Consider the following 11,084-nt stretch of genomic DNA (forward strand, 5'->3'; position numbering starts at 1 on the left):
GCGTCGATGGCCACGCCACAGCCGTAGGTGTGCTCCAGCGCCACGACGTCATCGACGTTGGGAAACTTCGGCAGCAGTTCGGCCTTGATGCGTTGCACCGCGAACTCGGTGACGCCCGCCACGCACTGCACGGTCTGCGTGATCGCGAGAATGTTGCGCGAGCCGACCGAACCGTCCGGATTGCGAAAGCCTTCGAAGGTGTAGCCCTCCAGCGGCGGCATCTCAGGGGGTTTGACGGTGGCGATCGGCAGCCCTACGAGTTTGCGCGCAGCCGGCATCTTGAGCAGGCGCTCATGCACCCAGCTGCCCGCGGCGATGTCCTTCAACGCATAGCCGATCGTGACGTTGTAGCGACGGACTTCGCCGCCTTCGGGGATGTCGACCAGCGCGACCTTGTGCGCCTGGGGAACCTTGTCCACCAGCTTCAGCCCGGAGGGCAGCACGGCGCCGGCGGGCAAGCCGCCGTGGTTGGCCACGATCGCGACGTTGTCGAGATCGTGCATGGTGATGGAAAGAGGCTTGGTCACGTTGCTCACTTCGCTCACTTGGCCACCGCACCTGCACCCACAGGCACCCAACGCGCGCTGGGCGTCCGATCGCCGCTTCGGGCCATCAGGCACACGACCACCGCGGCGATGATGTCGAAGACCGCGAGCACGACGAACAGGGGGCTGTAGCCGATCTGAGTGACGAGCACGCCGAACAGCGCCGTGAACGCGGCAGCACCCAAATACCCCGCCATGCCGCCCATGCCGGTGGCCGTGGCGACTTCGTTCTTTCCGAACATGTCGGAGGTGATGGAATACAACGCGCCCGACAGCGTCTGGTGCGCAAAGCCGCCGATGCACAGCAGCGCGATCGCCATGTAGGGGCTCTCGACGAAGCCGACGCTGGCCGGGCCGATCATGAACAGCGCGCCGACGACGAACACCATCTTGCGCGAGTTGAACAGCGAGACCCCGAAGTACTTGTGGAACAGCGGGCTGAGGTAGCCGCCGAGCACGCAGCCGATGTCCGCGGCAAGGAAGGGCATCCACGCGAACATCGCGACTTCCTTCAGGTTCATGTGACGCTCGGTCATCATGTACAACGGGATCCAGGCGTTGAAGGTCTGCCAGGCCGGCTCGGACAGCATGCGCGGAATCCCGATCGCCCAGAAATCGCGGCTTCGGATCATTTCAGTCCAGCTGCGCTTGGCCGCGCCGGCGTCGCTGTGCTTCGCCTCCTGGCCGGACAGGATGTAGTCACGCTCCGTGTCGGACAAGCGCTTCTGGTCGCGCGGGTGGCGGTACAGCAGCATCCACACCAGGCTCCAGACAATGCCCAGCGCGCCGACGATCAGGAAGGCCCATTGCCATTGCCCGTGCAACAGGGACCAGACCACCAGCGGCGGCGCGAGCAATGCGCCGACCGACGAACCGATGTTGAACCAGCCGATCGCCACCGAGCGCTCCTTGGCCGGGAACCATTCGGTCGTCGCCTTGACGCCCGCCGGAATGCCAGCCGCCTCGGTGAGGCCCAACAGCCCTCGGAAGAAGGCAAGGCTCTGCCAGTTGGTGGACCAGGCCGCCGCGGCGCAGGCCAGCGACCAGGCCAGCGCGAAGAGGCCGAAGCCGAGCTTCGTGCCGATCGTGTCGAGCAGATAGCCCGCGACCGGCTGCATGAATGCATAGCAGAGCTGCCAGGCCACCACGATGTGCGAGTACTGCTCGGTCGTGATGTTCAGGTCCTTCATCAGCGTGGGGGCCGCCACCGAAAGCGTGTTGCGCGCGAGGTAGTTGACGATCAACCCGGCCGAAACCAGAGCGACCATCCACCAGCGAATGCCCTTGATCTTCATTGCGTGTCTCCTGGAACTCGTTGTGTCTGTCGAGAAATTCAAGAAATGGAATGCCTGGCGAGGGGGCGGGCGTCCTCGCGCGTGTAGTCCAGGCCGACGAAGCTGCCGCCCTGGTAGCGTTGGCACAGGGCGTCGAGGGGGTTCGGCCCGGCCAGGATGTCAGCGGCGTACGCCTCCGCGTCTTGCGTCGGGCGAAAGCCCAGGTGTTCGGCGCCGCTGTTGTCCCACCAGCTGCGCTTGTTGGCGGACACGCCCCAGACCACCGTGAAGCCCACGTCCTCGGCTTCGATGCAGCGGTCGATGAAGTGCAGGAAGTCGTCGTGGCCGAACCATGTGCTGAGATGGCGGGGCTCCGTCGGCCGCTCGACGCAACTGCCGATGCGCACGCAGACGCTTTCGATGCCGTGCTTGTCCCAGTACATGCGGGCGAGGGCCTCTCCCCACACCTTGCTCAATCCGTAGAAGCCGTCGGGGCGGGGCGCGCAGTCCAGGCCGAGGTGCTCGGTGACCGGATACATCCCGATCGCATGGTTGGAACTGGCGAAGACCACGCGACGCACGCCATGCCGCCGCGCACCCTCGAAGACTTCCACGAGGGCTCGCAGGTTGTTCTCGATGATCTCCGGCAGCGGACGCTCCACGCTCGTGCCGGCGAGGTGGATCAGCACGTCGACGCCTTGCAGCAGGCGGTCGACCACGGCGCTGTCGCGCAGGTCGCCGTGCATCACATCCTCGCCGTCTACCAGGGGCACCAGGGCCTTGCTGCCGGCGGCCGAGCGCAGGGGGACGCCGCGGCCGACCAACGCCTTGCGCAGTACGGCGCCGAGTTGGCCGCCGGCGCCGGTCAGGGCAATTTTCTTCGGGGTGTTTGGAGCGGAGTGGGATACGAGGGTTTTCATCAACTTGTCTGATGTCCTATGACAAGATTCGAATATCTCCGATCTCAAGCACCCATTTGATTGGGGTTTACCCAAATATTTGTACCTGATTGCTGCAGTCGACAAGCCAAATCATCTCGAAATTTCATCAGATGTCCTACGACAACAAAAATCAAGCCTCGGAAGCGCATACGGACAGACTCCTCGCATGTCCCTGCGGGCCATCACATGCGCGGTCCTATCATTGGCGCATGCAAGACCCTTCGCCGACCTTCGAGGAAACCTCCACGGACAACGACCTGCGCGCCATTCCGCCGGGCGGGCGCCGGCCCGGCAAGGGGCTCACCCACGAACTGGTCGAGGCCCTGGGCACACAGCTCAAGAGCAGGGCGATCAAGCCCGGGGACAGGCTGCCGACCGAGGCGGTCATCATGCAAACCTACGGCGTCAGCCGCGGCGTGGTGCGGGAGGCCTTGTCCCGCCTGCAAGCAGCCGGCATGGTCCAGACGCACCACGGCGTGGGCACCTTTGCGCTGGAGCCGGCGGCCCCCGGCCGCTTCCAGTTCGGCAACGCGGCATCGAGCGGCGGCGGCATCTTCGACATGCTGGAGATGCTCGAGCTGCGCACCAGCATCGAATCGGAGGCCGCCGGACTCGCGGCCCTGCGCCGCACCGACGAGCATCTTCTGGAGATGCGCAGCGCGCTCGACGATTTCGAGAAGCATCTGGCGACCGTCGGCGAAACCGTTTCCCCCGATTTCCGTTTTCACCTGGCGATTGCGCAGGCGACGGGCAACCACTACTTCAGCGAACTCATGAGCCACCTGGGCCTGGAGGTGATCCCGCGCACGCGGATCTCCTCGTCATGGCTGAACGTCGAGCAGCGCGAGCAGCATCTCCAGAAGGTCAACCAGGAGCACCAGGACATCTACGCGGCCATCGAGCGCCGCGACCCCGATGCGGCGCGCGCGGCGATGCGCATTCACCTGGTCAACAGCCGCGAGCGGCAGCGTAAGGCGCACGCGGAGCCCGCGCGGGCGGCGGTGGGCTTGTCGGGCGCGGGCGACCGCGCGAGTTCCCAGGGTCTCTAGTTCGCCGGCATTCGCGGGGCTTCTCCGGCATCCGTCCGTCAACGTCGGTGAAGCCATATTCCTCCGCGAGTTCGGCGACAGAGCGACGTTCAACATCGGTCTTTGCTGGCATGGCCCAGTGATTTTCTCTTTTCTTGGCCCTGTGCCATGAGGCATCCCTGACCTAAGCTCGAATCTGTCGGGCAGGCATCCCGCAGGCGCCGACGAAAGGAGATCAACCCAATGGGCGAGAGAAACGGAGGCGCAGCGATGAGCGCAACTTCAGGCTTGGCGCCGGCCAGTCGCCAGAAAATCATTGCCGCCATGGCCGGGGCGTCACTCGTGCTTGCTGCCGGCTGGGCATCTCTTCCGCATGGCGGCAAGAGGCAGGCAGTGGACTGGTTCGCCGCCTTGTGTAGCACGGTGGGTCGACCAATGTTCGCGTCGGTACCTGCCCCTGCAGGGTCTGCCGAGGCAGCCCGGCCCGCGACATCGTCGAAGGTGCTCTCATGCGAACCGCTGCCGAACGTGCCCGGAAAGTCCGTCACCACGGTGCTTGTCGACTTCCCGCCACTGGCCTACTCGCCGGCACACCGCCATCCGGGGTCGGTCACCGCGGTCATCCTCAATGGGACGATTCGCTCGCAGTTGGCCGGCACGCCTCCGGGAGACTACCGCTTCGGCGAGACATTCTTCGAGCCGCCCGGGACACTGCACCTGTTTGCCGAGAATCCCGACCCGACGCATCCGGCAAAGCTTCTTGCGGTGTTCGTGACCGATGAAAACTGCGGTCCGCTGGTCCTGCCCCCTTGATACGGCGTCGCCTCGGCGGTGTGAGAGGGCCGGGACGCCCCATGTAGGTTCGACGGTGACTGCCGTGCACAATCCGTCGCATGTCGACGCGAATCCATGAAGTCAGACGGCGACTGCAGGAAGCCGGAGCAGGCCCCCTCCACGAACACCGGATTCTCCGCCTGTGGTCCCATGCTTTGCCCCGAAGCAGCGGCAGGCGCAAACCCGAGAGCTTTTTCCCGTCGTCCCTGCTGGCTGCCCTGCCGTCCATTGAAGCCGAACTTGCGGGGCTGGCGCGCATCCACACCGTCCATCCCGGCGCCGATGGTTCCGAGCGCCTGCTCGTCGCCCTCGCGGACGGCCAGACCGTGGAAAGCGTGCTGTTGCCCCGGGACGGTCTCTGCGTCTCGTCGCAAGTGGGGTGCGCCGTCGGATGCCAGTTCTGCATGACGGGTCGCGACGGATTGCTGCGTCAACTGGGCAGCGCCGAAATCATTGCCCAGGTCGCGCTCGCGCGCACGCGCCGGCCGGTGCGCAAGGTGGTGTTCATGGGCATGGGTGAACCGGCGCACAACCTCGACAACGTGATGGAGGCGATCGATCTCCTCGGTACGGCGGGCAACATCGGCCACAAGAACCTGGTGTTCTCCACCGTGGGCGATCCTCGCGCGTTCGAGCGGCTCCAGCAGGGGCGCGTCAGGCCGGCGCTGGCACTCTCGCTGCACACGACCAGCGCCCAGCTGCGCAGAAAACTTCTTCCACGCGCGCCGAACTTGACGCCCGAGGAACTGGTCGCCGCATGCGAACGCTATGCCCGGGCGACCGGCTACCCGATCCAATACCAGTGGACGCTGCTGGAAGGTGTCAACGACGGGGAAGAGGAGATGGAAGGCATCGTCAGGCTGCTCTCCGGCAAGTACGGCGTGTTGAACATGATTCCCTTCAACGCGGTGGATGGCGTGTCGTTCAGTCGCCCGTCGTGGGAGCGATGCAAGCAGCTGGCTCGCACGCTGCACGAGCGGGGCATCCTGACGAAGCTGCGCTATTCGGCCGGCCAGGATGTCGACGGCGGCTGCGGCCAGTTGAGGGCGCGCGCAGCCGGGGCGAGCGAGACGGTTGTTCATTGGCAGAGGACCACTGCTTCGTGAATCTCCACCGGCTCGATCTGTTTTCGCTCTCGCTCTTCAGCCTTGTGGCCCGCAGCGGCAGCATCAGCAAGGGTGCCGAACTGGCGAACCTGGCCGTCGGCGCCGCCAGCAAGCGCATCACCGATCTCGAGGCAGCCGTGGGCGCCACGCTGCTGGAGCGTCATTCGCGCGGCATCACCCTGACAGTGGCCGGGCACGCACTACAGGCGCATGCGCAACGAATCCTCAGCGACGTCGATCAATTGGCGGCGGACCTTTCGGACTACGCAACCGGCCTGGTCGGCGTCGTGCGGCTGTGGGCCAACACGTCGGCGGTGACGCAGTTCCTGCCGGCGGACATCTCGTCTTTCGTCCACGCAAACGCGGGCATCCGTATCGAGCTCGAAGAAGAAGACAGCGGCGAAGTGGTGCTGGCGGTGCTCGACGGCCGTGCCGACATCGGAATCTTCGCCGACCGCACGCCCGCCTTGGGCTTGCACCAGATCCACTACCGCGAAGACCGGCTGGTTCTCGTGGTGCCTCAGGGCCATCCATTGGCGCGCCGCCGTACGGTGCGCTTCGAGGAAGCCATCGACTACGACTTCGTCAGCCTGCCCAAGGGCACCTCGCTGGCCAAGCGCCTGCAGGCCGAAACCAAGGCACTGGGCCGCAGCCTGAAGATGCGCCTGCAGGTTCGAAGCTTCGACGCGATGTGCCAGATGGTGGCGGCAGGTTTGGGTGTCGCGGTGCTGCCGCGCGATGCGGTCCAGCCTCATCTGCGTTCGATGAACCTGCGACAGATTGCGCTTCAGGATTCATGGGCAACGCGGCACCTGCTGATCGGCCTGCGCGACGCCAGTGCAGTGCCCCGACACGTGCGACTGCTGATCGACCACCTGGTGGATGGCGTCGCCAAATAGAGTGCGAAAGGCGATTGCCCTTCGCACTGCGTGATCAGGGGCCATTCGGCGGATCTCGGCTGATCACCTTCCATGTGTCGAAGCATGGAGGAGATCGTTGTGGTTTAATTGCATGGCAACATTTAGTTTGTTAACAATATGACGACGAAGACCTCCATGAATGTCCCGAAAAAAGCGAGCGCCAACGGCGAGACTGGCCGTACGGAAGCCGAAGCACCCGCGCGCACCAAAGCCACCCTGCGGCAGCTTCAGACACTTCCCGAGCAGATTGCCGAGCTCATCTTCACCTCCATCGCAAACGGCGAGTACGAGCCGGGCGAGCGCATACGCGAAGAAGCTCTCGCAGAACAGTTCGAAGTCAGCCGGGGCCCGGTGCGTGAAGCGTTGCGCATCCTCGAGAAAGACTCGGTCGTTCGCATCCTGCCCAATCGCGGGGCGCACGTCACGCAGCTCTCGATCAAGGAGGTCGCCGACATCTTCGAGATCCGCTCCAAACTGTCTGGAGCGATGATCGCCCGGCTCTCGGTCGAGGAGGCCGCGCGTCTGGCCGCCGCCATCGACGCCGACATCCGCGCGCTCGACGCGTTGGCCGTGGATCCGGACGGAGCCGCCGACTACTTCCAGACATCGTTCAGCCTCAGTCGCGCCCTGCGCGAGGCCTGCAGCAATGAGCGACTGGCCGAAATCCTGGCGTCGCTGTCGCGTCAGACCCTGCGATACACCCAACTTGGCCTGGCTACGCCGGCGCGCCGCAAGGAGTCGGCGCGCAATTGGCGCGCCATGCAAAAGGCGATGAAGGCTGGCAACTTGGAGGTCGCCGCCGAAGCGACCGAAAAGCTGATTGAAGATTCGAAGCGCGAAGCAATCAAGCAGCTCGAAGCGCGCCAGACCGCGGCCGACACTTGAGACGACCAGGGCTAGTCGCCTTTGCCGAGAACCATCACCATGTAGGCGGACATCACGAGCCCACCCGCTTGCATCAGGCAGGTGCGCACCCCTGGCACCTGTCGCTCGCCACACTCACCGCGCAGCTGTCGCACCGACTCGATCATCAATGGCATGCCGAACATGCCGCCATGGTTGAAGGACAGCCCGCCGCCCGAAGTGTTCATCGGAAAGGCACCGCCCGGCGCGATGCGTCCGCCCTGCACGAAGGCGCCGCTCCCGCCGCGCTCGCAAAAGCCCAGCGCTTCGAGTCCGATCAGCACGTTGATCGTGAACGCGTCGTAGATCTGTACGAGGTCGATGTCGGAATGCCCGAGGTCGGCGCGCTCCATGGCCAGGCGGCCCATCTCGGCGAGCACGCCGTTGTCGATCCAGTCGTCGGTGCCGAAAGGCGTGGCGTGCTGGATGTACTTCTCCGCAAAACCCTGCACCAGCACCGCCGGGCGAGGGAGGTCTCGGGCGCGTTCTGCCCGAACCAGCACGATCGCGCCGGCGCTGTCGGTCACTTGGCAGATGTCGAACTTGCGCAACGGGTCGGCGATCATCGGCGCGGCCAGGTAGTCCTCCATCGACAGCGGCGAGCGCGCGACGGCGTTCGGATTGAGTTGCGCCCAGCGCCTCGCTGCCAGCGCGACCTCGCCCAGATCCTCGGCGCGTGTGCCATAGCGATGCATGTGCAGGCGCGCCTGCATCGCATAGAAGCCGATCGGGCTCAGCATGCCGTAGGGGAGAACGAATTGTCCGCTCGGCATGCGCGCATCCTGCGCTGCGCCGCCGCGCGAGCGGCTGCGGTCCAGGCGCTGCGTGCTGCCGTAGGTGATCAGCGCCACGTTGCACAGGCCGGTTTCCATCGCCGCCATCGCGTGCGCAACGTGCGTGAGGTTCGATTGGCCGCCGACGACGGTGCTGTCGACATAGCTCGGCGAGAGGCCCATGTACTCCGTCACGAGGAGGCCGGCGGCCCGGTCGTCCCAGTGAGCGAACACGCCGTCGATATCGGACGGTTTCAGGCCCGCGTCCAGGATCGCCTGCCGCGCCGCATCGCATTGCAGTGACAGGGCGGTATCACCCGCCTGGGCCTTGCCCATGCCGGCCTCGCCGACGCCCACGATGGCATAGCGGCCGCTCAGCGCTTTCGGGTCCATCTCGGTTCCTTCAAACTCGCGCCGCGTCAGCGGCGAGTTGAGCACGTACATCTTTCTTGAGTACCTTGCCGACCGGGCTGCGCGGCAGCGTGGGCCAGAACTCGACCTGCTTGGGCGTCTTCAGGCTGCCGAAGCGGTTGCGACACAGTTCGACGATCTCGTCGGCGGTCGCGTTCCGGCCGTCCTTGAGTTCGACCACCGCGGTCAAGCGTTCGCCCCAATCGGGGTCGGGCACGCCGACCACCGCGCAGTCCTGCACCGCCGGATGACCCCAGATCACTTGCTCGATCTCGCTCGGATAGATGTTGAATCCGCCGGAGATCACCATGTCCTTCTTTCGATCGACCACCGAGAGGAACCCGTTCTCGTCGAACACGCCGATGTCCCCCGTGTGGTGCCAGCCGAACGCACGCGCCTCGGCGGTGGCTTCCGGGTTGTTGAAATAGCCGGGTGATACCAGATCGCCGCGGGCCACGATCTCGCCGCGCTCGCCCATGCCGACGATGTTGCCGTCGTCGTCCATGAGCGCCACCTCGCAGGCGCCCGAAGGGCGGCCGGCCGAGGAAAGGTGCTTGTCGAGTTCGGGGTCGCCATGCACGAAATGGTCCTTGCGTGAGAGGCAGGTGATGACGCCGGGCACTTCCGACTGGCCATAGAACTGCACGAAGACCTGGCCCCAGCGCGCGAGGCCTTCGCGCAGCTTGTCGGCGGACATCGGCGCCGCGCCATACATCACGTACTCCAGCGACGAACAGTCACGCGTGGCGGCGTCGGGGTGGGCGAGCAGGCGGTAGATCATGGTGGGCGTGAGGAAGATGTGCGTCACCCGCTCGCGCTCGATCGTCTCCAGGATCACACCCGAGTCGGCCGAGGGCGCGATCACGTTGCGCGCGCCGATGCGGGCGAGCGCGACCATCGTCGCACCCGCGGCATGCGTGAGCGGAGCGACGACCAGATGCACCGGATCCTTGCGCGGTGGCATGAACTGGTTGCTGACCCGGTAGGCCGTCTCGAGCGAGCGGTGGCTCTGCATGATCGCCTTGGGGCGGCCCGTGGTGCCGCCGGACGACTTGATGATCGCGATGTCATCGGGCTCGCGCCGGACATCCACGCGCCGGCCGGCGAACTCGTCGAGCCATTGCGTGATGCTCTGGCCGCTGGCCTCCAGCGGCTCGGTCAGGCCGATCACGCGCTTGAGCGTCGGTATCTCGGCCTTCATCCGTTCGAGGTGCGGCGCGTACTGCTCGTGGCAGATCAGTACCGTGATCTCGCAGAATTTGGCGAACCAGACGATGTCCTCGATCGAATCGCGCGCGTTGAGCGGCACGAAGACCGCGCCGCTGCGCATCACGCCGAGCATCGCAGGCAGCACCATCGGGTGATTGGGCGAAAGGACCCCGACATGGGTGCCCGGTTGCACGTCGCGCACGAGCGCGGCGGCGACGGCGTGCGAGGCGTCAGCTGCTTCACGGTAGCTGAGTTGCATGCTGCCGCCTTGCACGAAGACGCGGTCCGGAAAGGCCGTTGCGCCGGCGTCGAAGGAATCAATGATCATCTTGTCTCCAGTTTTCAGAAATTGTTTGCGCCTCGAACGCCGTCAGGCATGGGCCGCATCTGCGCCCAGGAGCCGGAACATCGGCAGTGCGATCTCGGTGTTGATGCGCTCGAAGCACACCTGCACGCGCGCGCCGATCGCGAGGTGATCCAGCTCGGTCGCGACGATGCCCGCCAGCATGCGCACACCCTCGTCGAGTTCGATCATCCCGATGGCATAGGGGACACGCGTTTCGAACGCCGGATGGCCGGCGACATGGCACACGGTATAGGTGTAGACGCGTCCAAAGCCGCTGGCGTGCACCCATTCGATCTCCTCCGAGAGGCATTGCGTGCAGAAGCGGCGTGGATAGAACTGGTGGCGCGAGCAGGCAGGGCAGTGCTGGATCTTGAGCTTGCCCTCCAGCGCCGCGCCCCAGTAGTGAGCCGTTTCGGCCGTGGGGATCGGCAAGGGGCGTGCCGGCGGCGGATTCATCGGCTTTCCTTCGGTGTTGCTTGCGGTAAGGGTCATGGTCTTGTCTCCGATCGGGCGGACTTTCCGCCTCGTTGGCGCAGCGTTTCGCTGCAATGCCTCGATTAAATCATGGGCACATTCGTATTGTCAACAATCTGAATGTCGAGTAAAGTTCAGGCATCCGACGCTCAACCGCCATCCAACGAGGCACCCACCCATGACCACACAGACAAAGATTCGCTCCGAGATCACCGGCACCGTTTGGAAGATCCTGGTAAAGCCCGGCGACACCCTGCAGGCCGACGACACCCTCATGGTCCTCGAATCCATGAAGATGGAAATCCCCGTCGTCGCCCCCG

At 65.1% G+C, this 11,084-nt stretch carries 12 protein-coding genes; 6 read left to right on the top strand and 6 right to left on the bottom strand.

Annotated elements, in window-relative coordinates; genetic code table 11:
* From AC1DHL_RS29470 to AC1DHL_RS29480, 3 genes are all read right to left on the bottom strand, one after another.
* Positions 1-503 (bottom strand): UxaA family hydrolase (locus AC1DHL_RS29470; protein ID WP_478164296.1); only part of this gene is annotated, 503 nt, incomplete at its 3' end.
* Positions 504-541: 38 nt separating this feature from the next.
* Positions 542-1,840 carry an MFS transporter gene (locus AC1DHL_RS29475; protein ID WP_478164288.1) on the bottom strand — a complete coding sequence of 433 codons (1,299 nt, stop codon included), beginning with the start codon at positions 1,838-1,840 and terminating at the stop codon, positions 542-544.
* A 38-nt stretch (positions 1,841-1,878) separates the two neighbouring features.
* Positions 1,879-2,739: an NAD-dependent epimerase/dehydratase family protein gene (locus AC1DHL_RS29480; RefSeq protein WP_478164289.1), complete on the bottom strand. Its 861-nt coding sequence runs from the start codon at positions 2,737-2,739 to the stop codon at positions 1,879-1,881.
* 230 nt (positions 2,740-2,969) lie between these two features.
* Between AC1DHL_RS29480 and AC1DHL_RS29485 the strand changes: the two genes are divergently transcribed.
* From AC1DHL_RS29485 to AC1DHL_RS29505, 5 genes are all read left to right on the top strand, one after another.
* Positions 2,970-3,809 (top strand): FadR/GntR family transcriptional regulator, encoded by an 840-nt coding sequence (locus AC1DHL_RS29485; protein ID WP_478105914.1) that lies wholly within the window; start codon positions 2,970-2,972, stop codon positions 3,807-3,809.
* 249 nt (positions 3,810-4,058) lie between these two features.
* On the top strand, positions 4,059-4,601 hold the full coding sequence (locus AC1DHL_RS29490) for a cupin domain-containing protein (protein WP_478105913.1): 543 nt from the start codon (positions 4,059-4,061) through the stop codon (positions 4,599-4,601).
* An 80-nt stretch (positions 4,602-4,681) separates the two neighbouring features.
* Positions 4,682-5,728, top strand: a complete 1,047-nt coding sequence (locus AC1DHL_RS29495) for an RNA methyltransferase (protein WP_478164290.1) — start codon at positions 4,682-4,684, stop codon at positions 5,726-5,728.
* A complete protein-coding gene (locus AC1DHL_RS29500; RefSeq protein WP_478164291.1) occupies positions 5,725-6,627 on the top strand; it encodes a LysR family transcriptional regulator in 903 nt (300 codons plus the stop codon). Before AC1DHL_RS29495 ends, AC1DHL_RS29500 begins: the two co-directional genes overlap by 4 nt.
* Positions 6,628-6,765: 138 nt before the next feature.
* Positions 6,766-7,533 (top strand): GntR family transcriptional regulator, encoded by a 768-nt coding sequence (locus AC1DHL_RS29505; protein ID WP_478164292.1) that lies wholly within the window; start codon positions 6,766-6,768, stop codon positions 7,531-7,533.
* Between the two features lie 11 nt (positions 7,534-7,544).
* On the opposite strand, the gene AC1DHL_RS29510 is transcribed toward AC1DHL_RS29505, so the two are convergent.
* From AC1DHL_RS29510 to AC1DHL_RS29520, 3 genes are read right to left on the bottom strand one after another with little or no spacing between them, the layout of a single operon-like run.
* Positions 7,545-8,717: a thiolase C-terminal domain-containing protein gene (locus AC1DHL_RS29510; protein ID WP_478164293.1), complete on the bottom strand. Its 1,173-nt coding sequence runs from the start codon at positions 8,715-8,717 to the stop codon at positions 7,545-7,547.
* 10 nt (positions 8,718-8,727) lie between these two features.
* Positions 8,728-10,272, bottom strand: coding sequence for an AMP-binding protein (locus tag AC1DHL_RS29515; protein WP_478164294.1), 1,545 nt, complete (start codon positions 10,270-10,272; stop codon positions 8,728-8,730).
* A gap of 42 nt (positions 10,273-10,314) precedes the next feature.
* The gene (locus AC1DHL_RS29520) at positions 10,315-10,782 is read right to left on the bottom strand and encodes a Zn-ribbon domain-containing OB-fold protein (RefSeq protein WP_478164295.1); all 468 of its coding nucleotides are present in this window, start codon (positions 10,780-10,782) and stop codon (positions 10,315-10,317) included.
* A gap of 160 nt (positions 10,783-10,942) precedes the next feature.
* On the opposite strand from AC1DHL_RS29520, the gene AC1DHL_RS29525 reads away from it, so the two are divergent.
* Positions 10,943-11,084: acyl-CoA carboxylase biotin carboxyl carrier protein subunit (locus AC1DHL_RS29525; protein WP_478164297.1), on the top strand; the 142-nt coding region annotated here is incomplete at its 3' end.

Source organism: Variovorax sp. 10L426, assembly GCF_056395305.1.

Bases quoted from the DNA above. Each gene is read 5' to 3' on its own strand.
- AC1DHL_RS29475 (WP_478164288.1), bottom strand. From the start codon at position 1,840: ATGAAGATCAAGGGCATTCGCTGGTGGATGGTCGCTCTGGTTTCGGCC.
- AC1DHL_RS29480 (WP_478164289.1), bottom strand. From the start codon at position 2,739: ATGAAAACCCTCGTATCCCACTCCGCTCCAAACACCCCGAAGAAAATT.
- AC1DHL_RS29485 (WP_478105914.1), top strand. From the start codon at position 2,970: ATGCAAGACCCTTCGCCGACCTTCGAGGAAACCTCCACGGACAACGAC.
- AC1DHL_RS29490 (WP_478105913.1), top strand. From the start codon at position 4,059: ATGAGCGCAACTTCAGGCTTGGCGCCGGCCAGTCGCCAGAAAATCATT.
- AC1DHL_RS29495 (WP_478164290.1), top strand. From the start codon at position 4,682: ATGTCGACGCGAATCCATGAAGTCAGACGGCGACTGCAGGAAGCCGGA.
- AC1DHL_RS29505 (WP_478164292.1), top strand. From the start codon at position 6,766: ATGACGACGAAGACCTCCATGAATGTCCCGAAAAAAGCGAGCGCCAAC.
- AC1DHL_RS29510 (WP_478164293.1), bottom strand. From the start codon at position 8,717: ATGGACCCGAAAGCGCTGAGCGGCCGCTATGCCATCGTGGGCGTCGGC.
- AC1DHL_RS29515 (WP_478164294.1), bottom strand. From the start codon at position 10,272: ATGATCATTGATTCCTTCGACGCCGGCGCAACGGCCTTTCCGGACCGC.
- AC1DHL_RS29520 (WP_478164295.1), bottom strand. From the start codon at position 10,782: ATGACCCTTACCGCAAGCAACACCGAAGGAAAGCCGATGAATCCGCCG.